We start from the raw sequence: 20,167 nt of genomic DNA on the forward strand, positions 1-20,167 counted from the left end.
TAATGCTCTTTGTGCTAGGAGAATATCGGATCACCGGGCGCGGTGCAGCCGAGATCGCGGCCGGCGTCGAGCAGGCGGTCGGCACCGGCGAGCTGCAACCGGGCCAGGCCCTGCCCCCCATGCGGGAGTTGGCGGCCCAGCTGGGGGTGAACCCGAACACGGTCGCCGCCGCCTACCGCATCCTGCGCGAACGCGGAGTGATCGAGACCGCCGGCCGCCGGGGCAGCCGTATCCGCCCCAAGCCGGCCACCACCGGCCGCGAGCAGCTGCGCGTGGAGGTGCCCCCCGGAGGCCGCGACCTCTCCACGGGCAATCCCGACCCGGCCCTGCTGCCCCGCCTGGCCCCGGCTCTCGCCGCGGCGGCGGAGCAGGGCGACCGCATGCCCGTCCTCTACGGCGACGACCCCGTGGACGCGGACCTCGCCCGCCTCGCCCGCGCCGAACTCGACGCCGACGGGGTTCCGGCGGGCCCGCTGACCGTGACGTCCGGCTCCCTCGACGCCGTCGAACGCGTCCTCACCGCGCACCTCAGGCCCGGCGACACGGTCGCCGTCGAGGACCCCGGCTGGGGCAGCCTCCTGGACCTCGTCCCCGCCCTCGGCCTGCACACGGCCCCGGTCGGCGTGGACGACGACGGGCCGCGCGCGGACGACCTTCGCCGCGCCCTGGAGTCCGGGGCCCGCACCCTGATCGTCACCGACCGGGCCCAGAACCCGACCGGCGCCTCGGTCACCGCCACGCGCGCGCGTGCCCTGCGCGCGGTGCTGCGGGACCACCCGGGGACCCTGCTCATCGAGGACGACCACGGCCACGGCATCGTCGACCTGCCACTGCACCCCCTCGCGGGCGTCACCCACCACTGGGCCTTCGTCCGCTCGGCCGCCAAGGCCTACGGCCCCGACCTGCGCCTCGCCGTCCTCGCCGGGGACCCCGTCACCGTCGACCGGGTCCGAGGCCGCCAGCGCCTGGGCCCCGGCTGGGTGAGCCTCCTCCTGCAACGGGCCGTGGCCCACCTCTGGACCCACGGCGCGGTCGACCGGGGGGCGGTGGCGCAGTCGTACCGTGCCCGCAGGATCGGCCTGGTCGACGCGCTGGCGGAGCGGGGGGTGGTCGCGCACGGCCGCAGCGGCATGAACGTCTGGGTGCCGGTCCCCGACGAGACGGGTGCCATCGCCCGCCTGCTCCAAAGAGGCTGGGCGGTGGCCCCGGGAGCCCGCTTCCGCCTGGCCTCGCGGCAGGCGGTCCGCATCACGATCTCACCGCTCACCGAGGAGGACGTCGTTCCCCTGGCCGACGCGGTGGCAGCGGCGGTACGCCCGTCCCCGGCCCGCGTCTACGGCTGACGGCGACGGAGAAAGGGGCGCGGCGAACCGCGCGACAAGCCACAACGGACCCGCACCCACGCACGCACCCCGCCCCATCACGCGCTCCTGCCCCGCACCTGCGTGAGCGCGGCCCCCGCCAGCACGATCACCGCCCCCACCGGCGTCGTCCACCGCAGCGACTCCCCGAGAATCGCCACTCCCGCGGCCGTGGCGATGACGGGAATGAAGTACGTGACCATCTGAGGGTGGTGGGCCCGACCTCGGCGACCAGCCCGTACTGGATCAGCACCGCGAGCCCGGTCCCCAACGCGCCCAGCGCGGCGACGGCCAGCAGCGGGACGACGGAGAAGTGCTCCGGCACGCTGGTGAACAGCGGCGTCACCACGGCAAGCTGCACGGTCGCCAGCAGCAACTGGCCCCCGGTCATCGACAGATGGGAGTTCCCCGTGCCGGTCAGCGTCCGCCGTACATAGATCCAGCCCACCGGATAGCTCAGCGAGGCCAGCAGTGCCATCGCCGTACCCCTGGCGTCCAGCCCGTGGAAGCCCTGCCAGGCTCCCAGCACGGTGAGGACGCCCAGGAAACCGAGCCCGAGCCCGGCGACGCGCACGCGGGTCGGCCGGTCCTCGGACAGGGCGACCAGGGACAGCGCCATGCCCCACAGGGGAGACGTGGCGTTGCAGATGCCGGCCAGGGTGGACGGGATCGTCAGCTCGGAGTAGGCGAACAAGGAGAACGGCAGGGCGTTCAGCAGGAACGCGGCGACCGCCATGTGCCCCCAGAGCCGGGCCCCGCGCGGCAGCCGCTCCCGCTTCACCGCCATCGCCGCCACCAGTACCGCCGTACCGAACACCAGCCGTCCGAGGGTGACCTGGAAGGGCGCGTACCCCTCGGTCCCCACCTTGATCAACAGGAAGCTGAAGCCCCAGATCAGGGACAGGACGCCGAAGCGGAGCCGCCAGTCGAGGCGGGCGCGCGGCCGGGCGGGGGCGGGGGACTGGGACCTGGTTCGGGTCGATGTGGTGACCGTGCTCATGGTCTCCACGATGCTGGAGACAACCTCGTAGCACAATCGAGAATTATCGCCTGGTACCTCTTAGAATCACTTACATGTTGAACCTGGAGCGCCTGCGCACCCTCGACGCCCTGGCCCGGCACGGCTCGGTCAGCGCCGCCGCCGACGCGCTGCACGTCACCACCTCCGCCGTCTCCCAGCAGCTGGGCAAGCTGGAACGGGAGGTCGGCCAGCAGCTCCTCGCCAAGAACGGCCGTGGCGTACGGCTCACGGACGCCGGCCGGCTGCTGTCGGAGCACGCGGCGCGCATCCTGTCGCAGGTCGAGCTGGCCCAGTCCGACCTGGAGGCGCATCGCGGCCAGGTCGTCGGCGAACTGAGGCTGTCGGCGTTCCCGACGGCCGCCCGCGGCCTCTTCCCCGCCGCGCTCGGCGCCCTGCGCACCGAGCACCCGGGGCTGCGCGTGCGCTCCAGCGAGCTGGAACCGGAGCAGGGCATCGCCGGGGTCGTGCGCGGTGATCTCGATCTCGCGGTGGTCCTGGACTGGTACAACAAGCCGATGCCCGTGCCGGACGGCCTGGTCAAGGCGCCCCTGCTGGACGACCCGGCCGAGGTCGCCGTGCCCGCGACGCACCGGCTCGCGGACCGGGACGAGGTGGACCTCACCGAGTTCGCCGAGGACGAGTGGATCACCTGGGGCGAGGGCGAGTTCTGCCACGAGTGGCTGATGTTCACCCTGCGGTCCAAGGGCGTCGAGCCGATCGTCGGCCACCGCGCGGGCGAGACCCACACCCAACTCGGCCTCGTCGCGGCCGGGCTGGGCGTGTGCATCGCGCCGCTGCTGGGCCGGCACCCGGTGCCCGAGGGCGTGGTCCTGGTGCCGCTCAAGCAGCGCGTGCGCCGCCATGTGTACGTGGTCTGGCGGGCGGACGCCGACCGCCGTCCCTCCATCCGGGCGGCCGTCGAGGCGCTGCGTACGGCGGCGCGGAAGCTGGGCTGAGACCCGCGGCCCGCGCTACGCCCCGCTCAGCTTCCGGAAGTCCCACGACACGATCTTGTCCGGGGTCAGCCGGGCCCAGGCGTGCCGGCCGTCGTGCGGCATCTCGTCCAGGCCGAAGTTCTTGCGCGCGAACAGCGTCTCGGCGGTGTCGAGTTCGGCGCACAGCTCACCCCGGCGCGGCACCTCGCCGACGAACTCCACCCGGCCGGACAGCTCGACCCCGCGCAACTGGTCGTACTCCTCGCCGGAGTCCACCACGACGGCCACCCGGGGGTCGCGGCGCAGCTGCGCCCAGCGCCGGCTGCGCACCACCGAGTACAGCCACAGCGAGGTGCCGTCCCAGGCGAACCACAGCGCGCTGACGTGCGGCGCGCCGTCGGCCGAGACGGTCGCGACCCGGCAGGTGCGCTGGGCGGTGAGGAACTCGTCCAGCTCGCCGGGCGTCATCATGATCTTCCGGCCCCGGCGCTGCTGCGTGACGGTCATGCGGCCCCCTCTTCTCCCACGTCGTGTCAGAAAACTATGGTGATCCTCTGACATCACGTCAGAAAAGAGAAGCCGTCGTCTTCAAGGGGGCGCCGCCATGCCGTCGAACGAGCGACTCGACGACCTCCTCGACCCCGTGAGCACCGTGCTCCTCACCGTGGAGTGCCAGCAGGGGGTCGTCGGCCCGGACAGCGCCCTGCCCGAACTCGCCCGCGTGGCACGCTCCTCCGGTGTCCTGCACAACGTGGCCCGGCTGGTCGCCGCCGCCCACGAGACCGGTGTGCAGGTGATCCACGCGGTCGCCGAGCGCCGGCCCGACGGCCGGGGCGCGAACCGCAACGCCCGCCTTTTCCGGGCCGCCGAACGGCTTCCCGTGCGGCAGCTGACCGGCAGCACGGCGGTCCGCGTCGCGCCCCCGATCGAGGTCACCGAGGAGGACTTCGTCGTACGGCGGCTGCACGGGCTGTCCCCGATCCACGGCACCGACGTCGACGCCCTGCTGCGCAACCTCGGCTGCCGCACGCTGATCGTCACCGGCGTCTCGGCCAACGTCGCCGTGCCCAACGCGGTGTTCGACGCCGTCAACCTCGGCTACACCGCCGTCGTCGCGGCCGACGCCATCGCGGGGGTGCCCGCCGACTACACCCCCGCGATGATCCGCAACACGCTCGCGCTGGTCGCCACGGTCGCGACCACCGACGAGCTGCTCGGCTGCTTCGGACGCGCGCGCGGACGGCGCTGAGCCCGATCAGGCCAGCGTGATCTCGTCGCCGGAGACGGTGATCTTCGCCGCGGGCAGCGGCTTCGTCGCGGGACCCTTCTTCACACTGCCGTCCGTCACGGAGAACTCGCTGTTGTGGCACGGGCACACGATCACGCCGTTGGCCACGCTGCCCACCGCGCAGCCCTGGTGGGTGCACTTGGACGAGAACGCCTTGTAGGTGCCCGCCGACGGCTGGGTGACCACGACACCCTGGTCCTTGAAGATCTTGCCGCCGCCCTCGGGGATGTCGGCGGTCCTGGCCAGCGCGGTGCCGTCGGCGCCGTCCTGCGCGGACCCGCCGGATCCCGAGCCGGTGTCGACGGTGTCGGACGAGTCGTCGCCCGAACCGCAGGCGGTCAGCGCGGCGGCGAGCCCCGCCGCTCCGGCCGCCGCCATGACGGTACGGCGGGCCGGTCCCGCTGCGGGGTGGAGCGATGGGCTTGTCATGTGAGGATTCCCTTCCGCGGAGCTGCTCGTGATCCGTCATGGGGTACGGCCGGGGGGCGGCGGCCGTTCAGACGGGCATCCAGATCCTTCCCGTCCGGTGATGAACGCACCGTGAGCCACGGCTGTCGGCCGGCCGTCCGGGCGTACCCCAGTAACCTGGGGCGATGCTCAAGGAAGTCACCGCGACCCGCTACATCACGCCCCTGCGTGAGGGGGGCTCGCTGCCGGGGCTCGTCGAGGCCGACGACTTCGGGACGTACGTCATGAAGTTCACCGGCGCCGGACAGGGCCGCAAGACGCTGGTCGCCGAGGTGGTGTGCGGCGAACTCGCCCGGCGCCTCGGATTCCGCGTGCCCCGCCTGGTCACCGTCCACCTGGACCCGGTCCTCGGGCTCGGCGAGCCCGAGCAGCAGGTGCAGGACCTGCTGCGGGGCAGCGGCGGCACCAACCTCGGCATGGACTTCCTGTCCGGCGCCCTCGGCTACGACCCGCTCGCCTTCCAGGTGAGCCCCGAGGAGGCCGGCCGGATCGTCTGGTTCGACGCGCTGATCAACAACGTCGACCGCTCCTGGCGCAACCCCAACCTGCTCGTGCACCAGGGCGAGCTGTGGCTCATCGACCACGGCGCCACCATGATCTGGCACCACAACTGGCCCGCGGCCGAGGCCTCGGCGGCCCGGCCGTACGACGCCTCCGACCACGCCCTCGCCCGCTTCGCCCCCGACGTGTCCGCCGCCGCGGCCGAGCTGGCCCCCCGGGTCACCGAGGACCTGCTCGCCGAGGTCACCGCCGAGATCCCGGACGTCTGGCTCGCCGACGAGCCCGGCTTCGACACCCCGGACGACCTGCGCCGGGCCTACACGCGGCCGCTGCTCGCGCGGGCGGCCGTCATCGCCGAGCGGATCACCGGCATCGGCACCGGTGACGGCTCCGGAACCGAGGAGGGCAAGTGAGCGAGCGCCACATCCACATGGCCGGCCATGTGACCGAGCGGCACATCACCCGGGCGGGCCAGGGCGGCGACCGGGACGTGTTCGAGTACGCGCTGCTGCGGGTCGTGCCCCGGGTGGAGCGCGGGGAGTGCGTCAACGCGGGCGTGGTCGTGTACTGCCGCGCCCGGGACTACGTCGGCGCCCGCACCCATCTGGACGAGGCCCGGCTGCTCGCGCTGGACCCGGCCGCCGACGTCGCCGGGGTGCGGGCCGCACTCCGTGCGATCGAACGGCACTGCGCGGGCGGCGACCAGGCCGGACAGGCGGCCGGCGACGACGCGGGGCGCCGCTACCGCTGGGTGATCGCCCCCCGCTCCACCGTGGTGCAGCCCGGCCCCGTGCACACCGGCCTGACGGTCGACCCGGCCGCCGAGACGGAGCGGTTGCTGGACCTCCTGGTGAGGTAATGGATCACACCGGGCGGATGTGCCGTTGACACCGGGTGCCAGGGCTTCTAGCGTCACGGGTGCTGAAGGTACTAAGCGGTCGCTCACCGCACCAGGGGTCCTCTCCGAGGGCCCGACAGGTTCTCTCAAGGGCGAGGAGACACAGCAATGTCCACCACTGAACAGCGGGTCGCGGTCGTCACCGGCGCGGCGCGCGGCATCGGCGCCGCCACCGCCGTACGACTGGCCGCCGAAGGTCGCGCGGTAGCCGTGATCGATCTGGACGAGGCCGCCTGCAAGGACACCGTCGAGAAGATCACCGCGGCCGGCGGCAAGGCCATCGCGGTCGGCGCCGACGTCTCCGACGAGGCGCAGGTCGAGGCGGCCGTCGCCCGGATCGTGGAGGAGCTGGGCGCCCCGACGATCCTCGTCAACAACGCGGGCGTGCTGCGCGACAACCTGCTGTTCAAGATGAGCGTCTCCGACTGGGACACGGTCATGAACGTGCACCTGCGCGGCTCGTTCCTGATGACCAAGGCCGTCCAGAAGCACATGGTGGACGCCGGCTGGGGCCGCGTCGTCAACCTGTCCTCCTCCTCGGCGCTCGGCAACCGCGGCCAGGTCAACTACTCGGCCGCCAAGGCGGGTCTCCAGGGCTTCACCAAGACCCTCGCCATCGAGCTGGGCAAGTTCGGCATCACCGCCAACGCCGTCGCCCCCGGCTTCATCGCCACCGAGATGACCAAGGCCACCGCCGACCGGGTCGGCATGGGCTTCGACGACTTCAAGAAGGCCGCCGCCACCCAGATCCCGGTGCAGCGCGTCGGCGAGCCCGAGGACATCGCCAACGCCATCGCGTTCTTCACCGGCGAGGCCGCCGGCTTCGTCTCCGGCCAGGTGCTGTACGTCGCCGGCGGACCGCTCAACTAAGGATCCAGGGGTAACACGGACATGACTGAACTCCCGGAGCCGTCCGGCAAGGTCGCGCTCGTCACCGGCGCCAGCCGCGGTATCGGCTACGGCGTCGCCGAGGCGCTCATCGCGCGCGGCGACCGCGTGTGCATCACCGGTCGCAACGAGGACGCCCTGAAGGAGGCCGTCGAGCAGCTCGGCGCCGAGCGGGTCATCGGCGTCGCCGGCAAGGCCCACGACCTCGACCACCAGGCCGAGGCCGTCGAGCGCACCATGGAGGCCTTCGGCCGGGTCGACTTCCTGGTCAACAACGCGGGCACCAACCCGGTGTTCGGCCCGATCGCGGACCTCGACCTGAACGTCGCCCGCAAGGTCTTCGAGACCAACGTGATCTCCGCGCTCGGCTTCGCCCAGAAGACCTGGCACGCCTGGCAGAAGGACAACGGCGGCGCGATCGTCAACATCGCCTCCGTCGCGGGCCTCGCGCCCTCGCCCTTCATCGGCGCCTACGGCGTCAGCAAGGCCGCGATGATCAACCTGACCCAGCAGCTCGCGCACGAGTTCGCGCCCAAGGTGCGGGTCAACGCGATCGCCCCGGCCGTCGTCAAGACCAAGTTCGCGCAGGCCCTGTACGAGAACCGCGAGGAGGAGGCGGCGGCCGCCTACCCCCTCGGCCGGCTCGGTGTGCCCTCCGACATCGGCGGGGCCGCCGCGTTCCTCACCTCCCGGCAGTCCGACTGGATCACCGGTCAGACCCTCGTCGTGGACGGCGGCATCTTCCTCAACGCCGGCGTGGGCTGAGCCCGCGCATCTCTTCCGGGCGTCGATTTTCGGACGGATCGGCGCCCGGAAGGCCGTACAGCGTCCGCACAGCGGAATGACAACGTCGTCATCGCTCAGTCGATCAAGAAGGCCTGAATTCGGGCAGGTTCAGGGGTACGAACGCTGCGGTATGGTCTGCCGACCCTTGGTATGGCAGATCGAGGAGCGTGCGCGTGTTCAACCGGAACCGATTCCTGCGGAGAGTCGCGGCGATCGCGTCCATATCGCTGGTGGCCGGATGCAGTCTGCTGTCCGACGGCGACCCCGACAGCCAGGGGCCGATCGTCGTGGGTACCACCAGCGCCCCCAGCACCCTGGACCCGGCCGGCGCCTGGGACGGTTCGTGGGAGCTGTACCGGAACATCTTCCAGACGCTCCTCGCCTACCCGAACGGCGCCACCACCCCCCAGCCCGACGCCGCCGAGAGCTGCTCCTTCACCGACTCCACCAGCCGCACCTACCGCTGCAAGCTGCGCGCCGGCCTGAAGTTCGCCGACGGCGACCCGCTGACCGCCGAGGCCGTCCGGCACTCCATCGACCGCATCCGCACCATCGACGCCCCCGGCGGCCCCGCCGGGCTGCTCGGCAGCCTGGACCGCGTCCGGACCAGCGGCGACCGCGAGATCGTCTTCCACCTCAACCAGCCCGACGCCACCTTCCCGTTCGTGCTGGCCACCCCCGCCATGTCGATCGTCGACCCGGACGACTACCCCGCCAACTCCCTGCGCAAGGACACCACGGTCCACGGCTCCGGGCCGTACAAGCTCCAGTCCTACGACGAGGGCGGCAAGGCCGTCCTGGTCCGCAACGACACCTACCAGGGCTTCGCCAAGCGGCAGAACGACGCGGTGACCATCCGCTACTTCAAGGACTCCGCCGGCATGGTCAGGGCGCTGCGGGACAAGCAGATCGACGTCACCTACCGAGGCCTCGCCGCCGACGACATCCTCGCCCTCCAGGAGCACGACAACGAGGACCTGCAACTGGTCGACGGCACCGGCACCGACATCAGCTACCTGGTGTTCAACCCCAAGGACCCCTGGGCCAAGCAGCCCGCCGTGCGCAAGGCCATCGCCCAGATCGTGGACCGGGGCGCCATCGCGCACAAGGTCTACAAGGACACCGTCGACCCGCTGTACTCGATGGTCCCCAAGGGCCTGACCGGCCACGCCACCCCGTTCTTCGACGACTACGGCGAACCGAGCGTCGCCAAGGCCCGCAAGATCCTCTCCGACGCCGGCATCACCCAGCCCGTGCCGCTCACCTTCTGGTACACCACCGACCGCTACGGCTCCGAGACGGCCCTGATGTTCCGGGAACTGAAGCGGCAGCTGGACGACTCCGGCCTGTTCACCATCACCCTCAGGAGCCGCCCCTGGAAGAGCTATGTGGTCGGCTACCAGAAGGGTGAGTACCCGGTGTTCGGACGCGGCTGGTTCCCGGACTTCCCGGACGCCGACAACTTCATCGCGCCGTTCGTCGGCGAGCACAACGCGCTCGGTACGCCCTACCCGTCCAAGGAGCTGACCGACCGGCTGCTGCCCCACGCGCGCGCGGAGAGCGACCGCGCCCAGACCGTCAAGGACGTGGAGGCGGCCCAGCAGATCATGGTGAACGACGCCCGGCTGATCCCGCTGTGGCAGGGCCGGCAGTTCCTCGCGGCCAGCGTCGACATCTCCGGCGGCGAGCAGGCCCTGGACCCCTCGACGATCATGATGATGTGGACGCTGCACCGCAAGACCAGCTGGTGAGACCGGCTGTGGGCTGGGCGAACGGCCCTCGCGGCTCCGGTTGTCAGTGGTCGCCTGTAGGTTCGGAAACCTGGAAGTGACCGCACGCCGTAGTTGATCCACACCATGAGGACGTTGACGTGACCGACATCGCCATGCTGCCCGAGTCCTGGCGCGGGGTTCTGGGCGACGAGCTCCAGCAGCCCTACTTCAAGGAGCTGACCGAGTTCGTCGAGGAGGAGCGGGCGAGGGGCCCCGTCTACCCGCCGCGCGAGGAGGTCTTCGCCGCGCTGGACGCCACGCCGTACGAGCGGGTGAAGGTCCTGATCCTGGGCCAGGACCCGTACCACGGCGAGGGCCAGGGCCACGGCCTGTGCTTCTCGGTCCGTCCCGGCGTGAAGACCCCGCCCTCCCTGCGGAACATCTACAAGGAGATGCAGGAGGAGCTGGCCCTGCCCGTCCCGGACAACGGCTATCTGATGCCGTGGGCCCGGCAGGGCGTGCTGCTGCTCAACGCGGTCCTCACGGTCCGGGCCGGCGAGGCCAACTCGCACAAGGGCAAGGGCTGGGAGAAGTTCACGGACGCGGTGATCCGCGCGGTGGCCTCCCGGCCCGATCCGGCCGTCTTCGTCCTGTGGGGCAACTACGCCCAGAAGAAGCTCCCGCTGATCGACGAGACCCGGCACGCGGTGGTCAAGGGCGCGCACCCCTCGCCGCTGTCCGCCAAGAAGTTCTTCGGCTCCCGCCCGTTCACGCAGATCAACGAGGCGATCGCCGCGCAGGGGCACGAGCCGATCGACTGGCGCATCCCGAACCTCGGGTGACGGCCGGCCCTCGGGGCGCGAGGGCCGGGACAGCACGGCGAAGACGGCCAGGGCCCGGTCCTAGGGGGCCGCGCCCCGAGGGGACGTGAGGCGGTGTCGACAGGCGGCTGCGCCGCGTGGGCGCGACCAGCCACGGCGGACCCGCGGTCGACCACCGGCCCGCACCGCAACGGCGCCGCCTGACCAGGAATCCCCGCGGGGCCGGTTAGCGTCAGGGTCGAACCATTGCCAACGGCCCGGAGGGCACCCGTGGCGGAGCGACAGGAACAGGCGGCGCCGGACGCCGTGCTCACGCGGATCGGGCAGGTCGTGATGCTGCACCACGGCGGCGACCGCGAGGAGGCCCGCAGCCGCTTCCTCGACCTTTGGGCGGAGATCGGTGAGGACGGCGACCCGCTGCACCGCTGCACCCTCGCCCACTACCTGGCCGACACCCAGGACGACCCCGCGGACGAACTCGCCTGGGACCTGCGGGCGCTGTCGGCGGCGGAGGAGATCGCCGACGGCCGCGTGGACGGCGACCCGTCGAGCGTGCGGGGCTTCTTCCCCTCCCTGCACCTCAACCTGGCCGCCGACTACGCCAAGCTGGGCCGCGCCGAGGCCGCCCGCAGTCATCTGCGCCGGGCCCGCGGCGCCGCGCGTTGCCTCGCTGACGACGGCTACGGCGCGGGCGTCCGCTCCGCGATCAGCCGCCTGGCGCTGCGGCTGGGCGAGGACGGCACGCCTGGCGACGAACGCTAGGGGCGTGGGTCAGTGACCCGCCGGCAGGGTTGTGAGTTCGGGTGGGTGCGCGAGACCGTTTGAGGCGATAGTGCCGGTGTCGTCTGTTGGAGGACCTCCGTGACGGATCTCGCGCCCGCGTCGCTGCCCGCGCCGCCCTACTACGCCGTGGTGTTCACCGCCGTGCGGACCGCCGGCGACAACGGCTATGGGGAGACGGACGAGCGGTTGCTGAAACTGGCTGCCGAGCAGCCGGGATTCCTCGGTGTCGATTCCGCCCGCCGTGCGGACGGCCTGGGGATCACGGTGTCGTACTGGAGGGACGAGGACTCGATCGCCGCTTGGCGGGATCACGCGGAGCACGCCCTGGCCCGCGCGCAGGGACGCGAGCACTGGTACTCCTCGTTCTCGCTCCACGTGGCCAAGGTCGAGCGCGCCTACGGGTTCACCCGCCCGGCGGACATGTAGGTGCCACCGCCGCCCATGCTCCCCCGCGCCGCCGGGAGTTCACTGGCTTCGGGGCGCGGGACGGTGGCCGTATGCCTGTGCGCAGATCCTCGCTTCCGGACTGTCCTTGTGCCAGCCGCCGTACGTCCTGCCCAGGGCGCACACGTCCGGAGGACCGGGCGCCGCCGGGGGCGGGGAGGGCGCGGGGGTGTGCGGCCGGCGGGAGGCGACCGGGAGCGGGGGCCCGGGTGGGGCCGCCGGTGGCCGGCGGGTGACCTCGGGCGCGGCCGGGGCCCGGTGCCGGGCGGGTGGTCCGGAGCGCTGCGGGCGCCGGGACGGGCCGACCATCTCCAGCGCCTCGCGGGCCGGTGCCTGCACCACCCGGGGCTCCGCGCTGTCCGCCCGGGGCGCCGTCGGCTGGGAGGGCGCGGTGTCCGGCGGCGATCCCGGTGGCGCCGCCTGCCGCACCGTCACACAGCCGGACAGGGCCGAGACGGCCACGGTGACCAGAAGCGCTGCGGTCGTCGTCGTTCGATACACCCACGCAACTCTGCTGGGTCGGCACCCGGCTCGGCACCGGGGAAGCCGAATCCGGTGCCCCGTACGGGTGATCGCGTGCCCCCCGCGGAGGGACGCGCCGTACCGGGGCTGACGTTCAGCCGCCGTCGGCGCCCTCGGGCCGCACTCCCATCAGGCCCCCGAGCAGCTCCCGCAGCCCCGTGCGGATCTCCTCCAGGCCCGGTGTCCGGGTGCTGAAGGAACCGGCCGCGCACGAGAACATCAGCCCGTCCGCCCAGGCGACCAGGGACAGCACCTGGCGGGCCGGGTCCGGTGATCCCACGGCGGTCAGCAGCGCGGTCAGCTGCTCCTTGAAGACGGCGCCGGTCCGGTCGTAGAAGGCGCGCAGTTCGGGGCGGCGGGTGGCCTCCAGGGCCAGCTCGTAGCGGGCGATCAGCAGGTCGCGGTTACGGGTCAGGGAGCGGTGGACCGCGAGCGCCAGCCCGTCCGCCAGCGCCTCGGGTCCGCCGCTCGGGTCCGGCATCTCCGCCAGTGCCAGCACCCGTGCCTCCCGCTCCGCGTGCCGCCGCACCGCGAGTTCCAGCAGCGCCTGCCGGGTGCGCGCCACGTTCGACGTCGAGCCCAGCGGCAGCCCGGCCGCCTCGTCCACCGCCCGGTGCGTCAGCCCGCGCATGCCGCGCTCGGCGAGCAGGGCGAGGGCGGCGTCGGCGACGAGATCGGCGCGGGAGGTGCCGGAGGTGCGATTGGTGTCGGTCGCGCTGTGGGTGCCGGAGGTGCTTTTGGTGTCGGTCGTGCGGGGGGTACCGGTGGTGGCGGGCTGCTGTGCGGGCATGAGGCGACCCTATCCGTCGCACTACGGCCGTAGTACAGTCGCGGCCACTACAGGTGTAGTCCCGAGGAGGGGTCATGGCAGAGACGGCCCGCGTGATCGTCATCGGCGGCGGGATCGGAGGGCTGGCCGTGGCAGCCGCCCTGCACCTCAAGGGCTGGGCCGTGACCGTGCTGGAGCGCGCTCCCGCCCTGAACCCCGTCGGCGCGGCCATCTCCCTCGCCCCGAACGGCCTGCGCGCCCTGGACGTCCTCGGCATCGGTGAGGAGATCCGCGACCTGGCGGCCTGGCAGGGCGACGGGGGACTGCGCACCCCGGGCGGGCGCTGGCTGTCCCGCGTGAACGCCGAGGCCGCGGCCGCCCGCTTCGGCGGCCCCTTGGTCCTGCTGCCCCGGGCCACCCTCGTCGACCGGCTCGCCGCCCTGCTCCCGCCCGGCGCCGTCCGCACCGGGACGCCCGCGACCCTCGCCGACCCCGGCGACCGGGCCCGGCCCGCCCGCGTGACCGCCGGCGGGGAGGAACTGGAGGCCGACCTGGTCGTCGGCGCGGACGGCGTCAGCTCCCGGGTCCGCGCCGCCCTGTTCCCCGCCCACCCCGGGCCGGTGTACGCGGGGTTCACCACCTGGCGCGTCCTGATCCCCGTGCCCGGCGCCGAGTTCACCCCGCACGAGACCTGGGGCCGCGGTCACATCTGGGGCACCCAGCCCCTCAAGGACGGCCGGGTCTACGCCTACGCGGCGGCCATGGTCCCGGCGGGGGAGCGCGTCCCGGACGACGAGCGGGCCGAACTCCTGCGCCGCTACGGCGACTGGCACGACCCGATCCCGGCCGTGCTCGCCGCCGTCCGCCCCGAGGACGTGCTCCGGCACGACGTCCACCATCTCGCCCGGCCCCTGCCCGCGTACCACTCGGGCCGGACCGCCCTCCTCGGCGACGCCGCCCACGCCATGCCCCCGACCCTCGGCCAGGGCGGCAACCAGGCCATCGAGGATGCCGTCGTCCTCGCCCACCACAGCGGAGATCTGGCCGCCTACACCGCGGACCGGCTCCCGCGCACGGCCGCCATCGCCCGCCAGGCCGTCCGGGTCGCCCGCCTGAACATGGCCGGCACCCGGGCCGTCGCGGCCGTACGGAACACGGTCATCGCGGCCTTGTCGCAGGCCGGGCCCGCGCTCTTCCTGCGCGGCTTCGACGGCATCGCCGACTGGCGGCCCCCGTATGCTTCCGGCAGGCAACACGCAGGCAAGCCGTAGGGGAGAGCACGTGAAGGTCGGCTGCATCGGACTCGGGGACATCGCGCAGAAGGCGTATCTGCCGGTGCTCGGCATGCAGCCGGGAGTCGACCTGCATGTGCAGACCCGCACGCCCGCCACCCTGCACCGGGTCGGCGACAGCCTGCACCTGCCCCGGGAGCAGCGGCACACCACCCTGGACTCGCTGCTCGCCGCCGGCCTCGACGCGGCCTTCGTGCACGCGCCCACCGCCGTCCACCCCGAGATCGTCACCCGGCTGCTGGAGGCCGGCGTGCCGACGTACGTGGACAAGCCCCTCGCCTACGAACTCGCCGACTCCGAGCGGCTGGTCGGGCTCGCCGAGCGGCGGGGCGTCTCGCTGTTCGTCGGCTTCAACCGCCGGTACGCCCCCGGGTACGCCCAGTGCCTGGACCACCCGCGCGAGCTGATCCTCATGCAGAAGAACCGGATCGGGCTGCCCGAGGAACCGCGCTCGATGATCCTGGACGACTTCATCCATGTCGTCGACACCCTGCGCTTCCTGGTGCCGGGCCCGGTCGACGACGTCACCGTGCGGGCTCGCGCCGAGGGCGGGCTGCTGCACCACGTCGTGCTCCAGCTCGGCGGCGACGGCTTCACCGCGCTCGGCGTGATGAACCGGCTCAGCGGCTCCACCGAGGAGATCCTGGAGGTGTCCGGGCAGGACACCAAGCGCCAGGTGGTCAACCTCGCCGAGGTGATCGACCACAAGGGGCAGCCGACCGTGCGTCGGCGCGGCGACTGGGTGCCGGTGGCCCGCCAGCGCGGCATCGAACAGGCGGCCCTCACGTTCCTCGACGCCGTGCGGGCCGGGAAGCCGCTCAGCGCCAGGGACGCGCTGGCGACTCATGAACTGTGTGAGCGGGTGGTCCGAGCGGTTCAGGACCGCTGCGGCGCAGCCTGAGCGCCCGCGCCCCCTCGGTCCCGCACAGCGCCGCCAGCACCAGCAGCGCCCCGTCCACCGGCCAGTCGCCGTAGCGGACGTACGGCGTGATGCCGTGGGCGAGCGGTACGTCGTACACGCGCGCGGCGCTCGCGTCGGTGCCGAGCCACGAGCCGAGGCGCTGCCCGCCCGGGCCGTACACCGCCGAGACGCCCGTGAGGGTGGCGTGCACCATCGGGCGGCCGGTCTCCGCGGCGCGCAGCGCGGCCAGCGAGGCGTGCTGCTCCGGGGCCCAGCTGCGCTGGAAGGACGAGGTGGACGACTGGCCGAGGAGGACGTCCGCGCCGTCCTCGGCGAGGCGCCGGCTCATGTCCGGGAACGCGGTCTCGAAGCAGATCAGCGGGCCGATCCGCAGCCCGTGCCCGACGTTCATCACGGTCTGTTCGGTGCCGCGGTGCCGGTCCTCGCCGGCCGCCCGGCCCACCGAGGTGGCCCAGCCAAGCAGCGAACGGGCCGGTATGTACTCACCGAACGGGACCAGCCGCATCTTGTCGTACCGGTCGCCGGTCAGGCCGCCCGGGCCGACCAGCACCGAACTCTTGTAGATGCCGGGCCGGTCGGAGCGGCGGGCGTCCACGTTCACCAGCAGATCGGCGCCGGTCTCGCGGGACAGCGCGGCGAGCCGCCGGGCCAGGTCGGGGCGGTCGTCCAGGTCGAAGCCGACGCTGGACTCCCCCCACACCACCAGGTCGACGCCCTCCCCGGCGAGCCGCCGGGTCAGCTGCTCCTCCCGGTCGAACCGCTTGTCGCCACTGTCCTGCCCGGCCACGATCCCCGGCTGCACGACGGCGATCCGCACCCGCCCGTCGACGTCCGGACGCGGCGCCCACGCCCACGCGGCCGAGGTCGCGGCGGCCGTGGCGACCAGCGAGGCCACGGCCGGTACCCGCCAGGCGCGGACGGCGAGCAGCTCGGCGACCGCCACGTTGACGGCCACCACCAGGAAGCTGAGCAGCCAGACCCCGCCGACCGAGGCCAGCCGCAGCGCCGGGCCCACCTGCCACTGGCTGGCGCCCAGCATGCCCCACGGCCCGCCGAGCCCCTGCCAGGACCGGACCAGCTCCACCGCCAGCCAGGCCGACGGCACCACCACCAGCGCGGCGGCACCCCGGCCCGCCGACGGCACCCCGCCCAGGAACCGGCGCACCAGCCAGCCCCAGGGCGCCCAGAGCAGGCCCAGCAGCGCGGCGATCAGGAAGATGAACACGTGCAGGCTCGGCAGCAGCCAGTGGTGGACGGCCGTCAGGAAGCCGATGCCGCCCCACCAGCCGTCGTACGCGGCCCGCCGCCCGGTCGGCGCGGAGCGGGCGAGCAGAATCCACGGCACCAGCGCGATGTACGCGAACCACCACAGCGAGGGGGCCGGGAACGAGAGCACCGGCAGGGCACCGGTGAGGGCGGCGGCGGCCGAGCGGCGCCAGGGGGAGGTCAGCCAGCGGTTGATCGTCCTCATAGGGAGCCTCCCTACCCAGCGATAGGTCCAGTGTGCGCGTGGAGTGTGACGGCGGGCGCGTTTCAGCTCGGGTGGGGGCGGTGGTTCGGCCGCCGCGGGCCGGGGAGGGCTGCTCGCGCCCACGCGGCGGAGCCGCATGTCGGTACAGCCGCGCACCTCTACGGGGCACCTGGACCGCGGCGCCATTTCTCGTGTACGACGACCTCGCGCAGGCGCCAGCCCTCGGCGGTGCGCAGGAGCGCGAAGTCGTAGCGGCCGCCGCACACCAGGTCGGGGGCGGCGGAGCCGTCGGGGTCGGTGAAGCGCATGGGGTTGAGGTAGTCGGCGCGGACGCGGGCGGTGTCCCCGGTGTCCTGGTCCAGGACGCCGAAGCGGACCTGACGGTTGACGATCAGGTGCTGGCGCATGGCGAACAGGGTCAGGTTCCCGGCGAGCCACGCGGTGATCTGTCCGGCGTCGCCCTCGATACCGCCCGCCGAGCGGTAGTCGGCGCGTCCGTCCGTCGTGAACAGCCCTCGGTACGCCGTCCAGTCGCCGTCGTCCACCGCCACCGCGTACGCGGTGACCAGGTCGTCCACGGCCAGGCGGTCCCTCACGGTCGCGAACTCCGCACGCTGGGTCATCGGCACAGTGTTGGGCACGGCGGGCGCGGAGCCAAGAGGTGTGCGGGGTGAATATTCGGTGGTGCGGGGCGGGTCCGGCGGCCGAACCTGTCCCGGTGAGCGAACAGAACGAACAACTCGTCGACACCGAGCCCAGATTCCGCGTCCGCGCCCGGCACACGGACACCACGGTCACCGTCTACCAGGCCTACCGCCCGAAGATCGGCCGGGCCGCCGCCCGCACCGGACGCTTTCCGTCCGCCTGGAAGCGGGACCGGATGACGTGGATCAAGCCGTCCTTCCTGTGGATGATGTACCGCTGCGGCTGGGGGACGAAGGAGGGCCAGGAGACCGTCCTGGCCGTCGAGATCAGCCGGGACGGCTTCGAGTGGGCCCTGCGCCACGCCTGCCTGTCCCACTACGTCCCCGCGCTCCACGCCGACCAGGCCGCCTGGAAGGCGGAGCTGGCGCGCTGTCCGGCCCGCGTCCAGTGGGACCCGGAGCGGGATCTGCACCTCGACCCGCTGCCGTACCGGTCGTTGCAGCTCGGCCTCGCCGGGGAGGCGGCGGCCCGGTACGCCGACGAGTGGATCGTCGGCATCGAGGACGTCACACCGCTGGCCACGGAGATCCACGGGCTGGTGCGGGCGGGGGAACTGGAGCGGGCGAAGGGGCTGTTGCCGAAGGAGCGGCCGTATCCGGCGGCCGACGAGGTGCTGGCGCATCTGCGGGCGTAGAGCGGCGGCGGGGTGCTCGCGGGGATGCGGGCACCGGGCAGGCCGCGCCGGGTCGCGTCAGGCCGCCTCGATGACCTGACCGCGGATCGCCTCGGCCCACTCGATCACCAACAGCTCGTACTCCGCGCGCTCCTGGGCCGACAGGGTGCCGCCCGCACGCAGCCACAGCGCCCGGATCTGCTCGTTCACCTCGGCAGCAGAGCGCACGGAACCAGGGGGCAGGAATTCGGGGGACATGCCGACCAGCCTAGGGGCAAGGGCTGACCGTGCGCTACCGCGCGGCTACGCAGAAGGTATGGGGTTGGTCACCGGCGCCGCCCGGCCATCCGTCCGTGGCCGCGAAGTGCCCGGCGCCCGCGGGGCGTTGCCCAGGTCGTGGGCGGGCCGCCGCGGGCGCGAAGATGTCCGAAACAGAGGTGGTCGGGCGGACCGTCAGCCCGCCGACTCCGCCGCGTGCGGGCTCAGCACGCCGGCGCCGACGAGGGCGATGATCACCACGCCGAGGGCGACGCGGTACCAGACGAAGGGCATGAAGCTCTTGTTGGAGATCCACTTCATGAACCAGGCGATGACCGCGTATCCCGACGCGAACGCGATCACCGTCGCGAACAGGGTGGGCGGCCAGTCCACATGGCCCTCGCCCAGCGAGTCCTTCACCTCGAAGGCGCCGGAGGCGAGGACGGCCGGGATGGCGAGCAGGAACGAGTAGCGGGCCGCGGCCTCGCGCTTGTACCCCATGAACAGGCCGCCGCTGATGGTCGCGCCGGAGCGGGAGACGCCGGGGATGAGGGCGCAGGCCTGGCAGAGACCGAAGATCAGGCCGTCCTTGACGCTCAGGTTCTCCAGGGTCTTGCGCTGCTTGGGCGCCCGGTGCCGGCCGCCGGTCTCGTCGCGGGCCGCCATCCGGTCGGCGATGCCGATGATCACGCCGATGACGATGAGCATGGTGGCGGTGATCCGCAGATCGCGGAACGGGCCCTCGATCTGGTCCTTCAGCGTCACGCCCAGCACCCCGATCGGGATGGAGCCGACGATCACCAGCCAGCCCATCTGCGCGTCGTGGTTGCGCCGCATCGCCTTGTCGAACAGCGAGCGGAACCAGGACGTGATGATCCGGCCGATGTCCTTGCGGAAGTAGATGAGGACCGCGGTCTCCGTGCCGATCTGCGTGATGGCCGTGAAGGCCGCCCCCGGGTCCTTCCAGCCCGAGAACGCCGCGGTCAGCCGCAGGTGCGCGCTGGAGGAGACGGGCAGGAACTCGGTCAGCCCCTGGACGAGTCCGAGGACGAGGGATTCAAACCAAGACATGAAGGTATGGCGTCCAAGCGCTGAGGGATGAAGAGGTGATCATATGACGGAGGAAGCGTAGCGGGCCCCGCCGACAGCGCGGCGACGAGGTCCCGTCTAGGCGGCCGAGGGCCCGGCGACCGTCCAGCCCGGGGTCTGCGGATGGGCGGTCAGGTCCTCGTGGCGCACGGGGTCGCCGCAGGCCTGGCAGGTGACCACCGGCACCAGTTCGTTGCCGCAGCTGTGCTCGACGGCCATGGGCAGGTCGACGCCCTTGCGCAGATGCCGGTCGCCCCACTCCTTGAGGGTCATCAGGACCGGCTCCAGCTCCAGCCCGGCCTGCGTGGGCCGGTACTCGAAGCGCTGGGGGCGCTCGCTGTAGAGGCGCTTGGTGAGGATGCCGGCCTCCACCAGGCTGCGCAGCCGGGCGGACAGGATGTCGCGCGGGGCGCCGATGTTGCGTACGAGCTGGTCGAAGCGGCCGTTGCCCAGGCACACCTCCCGCAGGACGAGCAGGGAGTACTTCTCCCCGACGACCGCGAGGGCGTCGGCGATGGAGCAGGGGCGCGAATCCTTGGTGGCGGCCATGGGGCCCAGTCTAAAGGAGGGTTTGATTTCCCAACCCTAAGGGCTATGGTGGATCCAGATTTCCTACTCAC

At 72.6% G+C, this 20,167-nt stretch carries 23 protein-coding genes and 1 pseudogene; 14 read left to right on the forward strand and 10 right to left on the reverse strand.

Going from position 1 to position 20,167, the window contains the following annotated elements; all coding sequences use genetic code 11:
• Positions 1-11 precede the first annotated feature (11 nt).
• Positions 12-1,343 (forward strand): aminotransferase class I/II-fold pyridoxal phosphate-dependent enzyme, encoded by a 1,332-nt coding sequence (locus tag ACZ4WH_RS11985; protein ID WP_468179270.1) that lies wholly within the window; start codon positions 12-14, stop codon positions 1,341-1,343.
• A gap of 77 nt (positions 1,344-1,420) precedes the next feature.
• On the opposite strand, the pseudogene ACZ4WH_RS11990 reads toward ACZ4WH_RS11985, so the two are convergent.
• Positions 1,421-2,361 (reverse strand): annotated as a pseudogene (locus ACZ4WH_RS11990) (DMT family transporter).
• A 74-nt stretch (positions 2,362-2,435) separates the two neighbouring features.
• Between ACZ4WH_RS11990 and ACZ4WH_RS11995 the strand changes: the two are divergent.
• Positions 2,436-3,338: a LysR family transcriptional regulator gene (locus tag ACZ4WH_RS11995; protein WP_468179272.1), complete on the forward strand. Its 903-nt coding sequence runs from the start codon at positions 2,436-2,438 to the stop codon at positions 3,336-3,338.
• 15 nt (positions 3,339-3,353) lie between these two features.
• Here the strand turns inward: ACZ4WH_RS11995 and ACZ4WH_RS12000 are convergent, their stop codons facing one another.
• Positions 3,354-3,824 carry a pyridoxamine 5'-phosphate oxidase family protein gene (locus tag ACZ4WH_RS12000; RefSeq protein ID WP_468179274.1) on the reverse strand — a complete coding sequence of 157 codons (471 nt, stop codon included), beginning with the start codon at positions 3,822-3,824 and terminating at the stop codon, positions 3,354-3,356.
• 97 nt (positions 3,825-3,921) lie between these two features.
• Here ACZ4WH_RS12000 and ACZ4WH_RS12005 point away from each other — a divergent pair, with 97 nt between their 5' ends.
• Positions 3,922-4,566: a cysteine hydrolase family protein gene (locus ACZ4WH_RS12005; RefSeq protein WP_468179276.1), complete on the forward strand. Its 645-nt coding sequence runs from the start codon at positions 3,922-3,924 to the stop codon at positions 4,564-4,566.
• Positions 4,567-4,572: 6 nt separating this feature from the next.
• On the opposite strand, the gene ACZ4WH_RS12010 is transcribed toward ACZ4WH_RS12005, so the two are convergent.
• Entirely contained in the window at positions 4,573-5,034 is a 462-nt protein-coding gene (locus ACZ4WH_RS12010; protein WP_468179278.1) for a Rieske (2Fe-2S) protein, read from the reverse strand.
• 164 nt (positions 5,035-5,198) lie between these two features.
• Between ACZ4WH_RS12010 and ACZ4WH_RS12015 the strand changes: the two genes are divergently transcribed.
• The 8 genes from ACZ4WH_RS12015 (at position 5,199) to ACZ4WH_RS12050 (ending at position 11,888) form a co-directional block, all read left to right on the forward strand.
• Positions 5,199-5,987: a HipA family kinase gene (locus ACZ4WH_RS12015; RefSeq protein WP_468179280.1), complete on the forward strand. Its 789-nt coding sequence runs from the start codon at positions 5,199-5,201 to the stop codon at positions 5,985-5,987.
• On the forward strand, positions 5,984-6,433 hold the full coding sequence (locus ACZ4WH_RS12020) for a DUF3037 domain-containing protein (RefSeq protein WP_468179282.1): 450 nt from the start codon (positions 5,984-5,986) through the stop codon (positions 6,431-6,433). The genes ACZ4WH_RS12015 and ACZ4WH_RS12020 overlap by 4 nt, the downstream gene beginning before the upstream one ends.
• A 147-nt stretch (positions 6,434-6,580) precedes the next feature.
• Positions 6,581-7,342: a 3-oxoacyl-ACP reductase FabG gene (gene fabG / locus ACZ4WH_RS12025; protein ID WP_468179284.1), complete on the forward strand. Its 762-nt coding sequence runs from the start codon at positions 6,581-6,583 to the stop codon at positions 7,340-7,342.
• A 21-nt stretch (positions 7,343-7,363) separates the two neighbouring features.
• A complete protein-coding gene (locus ACZ4WH_RS12030; RefSeq protein ID WP_468179286.1) occupies positions 7,364-8,125 on the forward strand; it encodes an SDR family oxidoreductase in 762 nt (253 codons plus the stop codon).
• Positions 8,126-8,319: 194 nt separating this feature from the next.
• Positions 8,320-9,897, forward strand: coding sequence for an ABC transporter substrate-binding protein (locus ACZ4WH_RS12035; RefSeq protein WP_468179288.1), 1,578 nt, complete (start codon positions 8,320-8,322; stop codon positions 9,895-9,897).
• 119 nt (positions 9,898-10,016) lie between these two features.
• Positions 10,017-10,700: a uracil-DNA glycosylase gene (locus ACZ4WH_RS12040; RefSeq protein ID WP_468179290.1), complete on the forward strand. Its 684-nt coding sequence runs from the start codon at positions 10,017-10,019 to the stop codon at positions 10,698-10,700.
• A gap of 249 nt (positions 10,701-10,949) precedes the next feature.
• Positions 10,950-11,441 carry a hypothetical protein gene (locus ACZ4WH_RS12045; RefSeq protein ID WP_468179293.1) on the forward strand — a complete coding sequence of 164 codons (492 nt, stop codon included), beginning with the start codon at positions 10,950-10,952 and terminating at the stop codon, positions 11,439-11,441.
• A gap of 99 nt (positions 11,442-11,540) precedes the next feature.
• A complete protein-coding gene (locus ACZ4WH_RS12050) occupies positions 11,541-11,888 on the forward strand; it encodes an antibiotic biosynthesis monooxygenase family protein (RefSeq protein ID WP_468179295.1) in 348 nt (115 codons plus the stop codon).
• A gap of 39 nt (positions 11,889-11,927) precedes the next feature.
• Here the strand turns inward: ACZ4WH_RS12050 and ACZ4WH_RS12055 are convergent, their stop codons facing one another.
• Positions 11,928-12,407 carry a hypothetical protein gene (locus tag ACZ4WH_RS12055; RefSeq protein ID WP_468179297.1) on the reverse strand — a complete coding sequence of 160 codons (480 nt, stop codon included), beginning with the start codon at positions 12,405-12,407 and terminating at the stop codon, positions 11,928-11,930.
• A 115-nt stretch (positions 12,408-12,522) separates the two neighbouring features.
• Complete coding sequence (locus ACZ4WH_RS12060) at positions 12,523-13,218, reverse strand: TetR/AcrR family transcriptional regulator (RefSeq protein ID WP_468179299.1); 696 nt, start codon at positions 13,216-13,218, stop codon at positions 12,523-12,525.
• A 74-nt stretch (positions 13,219-13,292) separates the two neighbouring features.
• On the opposite strand from ACZ4WH_RS12060, the gene ACZ4WH_RS12065 reads away from it, so the two are divergent.
• Together ACZ4WH_RS12065 and ACZ4WH_RS12070 are read left to right on the forward strand one after the other, a co-directional pair.
• Positions 13,293-14,468 carry an FAD-dependent monooxygenase gene (locus tag ACZ4WH_RS12065; RefSeq protein WP_468179301.1) on the forward strand — a complete coding sequence of 392 codons (1,176 nt, stop codon included), beginning with the start codon at positions 13,293-13,295 and terminating at the stop codon, positions 14,466-14,468.
• A 10-nt stretch (positions 14,469-14,478) separates the two neighbouring features.
• Positions 14,479-15,390: a Gfo/Idh/MocA family protein gene (locus ACZ4WH_RS12070; RefSeq protein WP_468179303.1), complete on the forward strand. Its 912-nt coding sequence runs from the start codon at positions 14,479-14,481 to the stop codon at positions 15,388-15,390.
• Here ACZ4WH_RS12070 and lnt read toward each other — a convergent pair.
• On the reverse strand, positions 15,308-16,882 hold the full coding sequence (gene lnt / locus ACZ4WH_RS12075; RefSeq protein ID WP_468179305.1) for an apolipoprotein N-acyltransferase: 1,575 nt from the start codon (positions 16,880-16,882) through the stop codon (positions 15,308-15,310). The genes ACZ4WH_RS12070 and lnt overlap by 83 nt on opposite strands.
• A gap of 158 nt (positions 16,883-17,040) precedes the next feature.
• Positions 17,041-17,505, reverse strand: a complete 465-nt coding sequence (locus ACZ4WH_RS12080) for a nuclear transport factor 2 family protein (RefSeq protein WP_468179307.1) — start codon at positions 17,503-17,505, stop codon at positions 17,041-17,043.
• Between the two features lie 95 nt (positions 17,506-17,600).
• On the opposite strand from ACZ4WH_RS12080, the gene ACZ4WH_RS12085 reads away from it, so the two are divergent.
• Complete coding sequence (locus ACZ4WH_RS12085; RefSeq protein ID WP_468179309.1) at positions 17,601-18,221, forward strand: DUF4291 domain-containing protein; 621 nt, start codon at positions 17,601-17,603, stop codon at positions 18,219-18,221.
• 57 nt (positions 18,222-18,278) lie between these two features.
• Here the strand turns inward: ACZ4WH_RS12085 and ACZ4WH_RS12090 are convergent, their stop codons facing one another.
• From ACZ4WH_RS12090 to ACZ4WH_RS12100, 3 genes are all read right to left on the reverse strand, one after another.
• Positions 18,279-18,458 carry a hypothetical protein gene (locus ACZ4WH_RS12090; RefSeq protein WP_468179311.1) on the reverse strand — a complete coding sequence of 60 codons (180 nt, stop codon included), beginning with the start codon at positions 18,456-18,458 and terminating at the stop codon, positions 18,279-18,281.
• 195 nt (positions 18,459-18,653) lie between these two features.
• On the reverse strand, positions 18,654-19,529 hold the full coding sequence (locus ACZ4WH_RS12095) for an undecaprenyl-diphosphate phosphatase (RefSeq protein WP_468179313.1): 876 nt from the start codon (positions 19,527-19,529) through the stop codon (positions 18,654-18,656).
• A gap of 96 nt (positions 19,530-19,625) precedes the next feature.
• Positions 19,626-20,096 (reverse strand): winged helix-turn-helix transcriptional regulator, encoded by a 471-nt coding sequence (locus ACZ4WH_RS12100; protein ID WP_468179315.1) that lies wholly within the window; start codon positions 20,094-20,096, stop codon positions 19,626-19,628.
• Positions 20,097-20,167 lie beyond the last annotated feature (71 nt).

This window comes from Streptomyces sp. NPDC029138 (assembly GCF_055564375.1).

Coding starts and splice junctions, on each gene's coding strand:
- ACZ4WH_RS11995 (WP_468179272.1), top strand. CDS start 2,436: ATGTTGAACCTGGAGCGCCTGCGCACCCTCGACGCCCTGGCCCGGCAC.
- ACZ4WH_RS12000 (WP_468179274.1), bottom strand. CDS start 3,824: ATGACCGTCACGCAGCAGCGCCGGGGCCGGAAGATCATGATGACGCCC.
- ACZ4WH_RS12005 (WP_468179276.1), top strand. CDS start 3,922: ATGCCGTCGAACGAGCGACTCGACGACCTCCTCGACCCCGTGAGCACC.
- ACZ4WH_RS12010 (WP_468179278.1), bottom strand. CDS start 5,034: ATGACAAGCCCATCGCTCCACCCCGCAGCGGGACCGGCCCGCCGTACC.
- ACZ4WH_RS12015 (WP_468179280.1), top strand. CDS start 5,199: ATGCTCAAGGAAGTCACCGCGACCCGCTACATCACGCCCCTGCGTGAG.
- fabG (WP_468179284.1), top strand. CDS start 6,581: ATGTCCACCACTGAACAGCGGGTCGCGGTCGTCACCGGCGCGGCGCGC.
- ACZ4WH_RS12030 (WP_468179286.1), top strand. CDS start 7,364: ATGACTGAACTCCCGGAGCCGTCCGGCAAGGTCGCGCTCGTCACCGGC.
- ACZ4WH_RS12060 (WP_468179299.1), bottom strand. CDS start 13,218: ATGCCCGCACAGCAGCCCGCCACCACCGGTACCCCCCGCACGACCGAC.
- ACZ4WH_RS12065 (WP_468179301.1), top strand. CDS start 13,293: ATGGCAGAGACGGCCCGCGTGATCGTCATCGGCGGCGGGATCGGAGGG.
- lnt (WP_468179305.1), bottom strand. CDS start 16,882: ATGAGGACGATCAACCGCTGGCTGACCTCCCCCTGGCGCCGCTCGGCC.
- ACZ4WH_RS12080 (WP_468179307.1), bottom strand. CDS start 17,505: ATGACCCAGCGTGCGGAGTTCGCGACCGTGAGGGACCGCCTGGCCGTG.
- ACZ4WH_RS12090 (WP_468179311.1), bottom strand. CDS start 18,458: ATGTCCCCCGAATTCCTGCCCCCTGGTTCCGTGCGCTCTGCTGCCGAG.
- ACZ4WH_RS12095 (WP_468179313.1), bottom strand. CDS start 19,529: ATGTCTTGGTTTGAATCCCTCGTCCTCGGACTCGTCCAGGGGCTGACC.
- ACZ4WH_RS12100 (WP_468179315.1), bottom strand. CDS start 20,096: ATGGCCGCCACCAAGGATTCGCGCCCCTGCTCCATCGCCGACGCCCTC.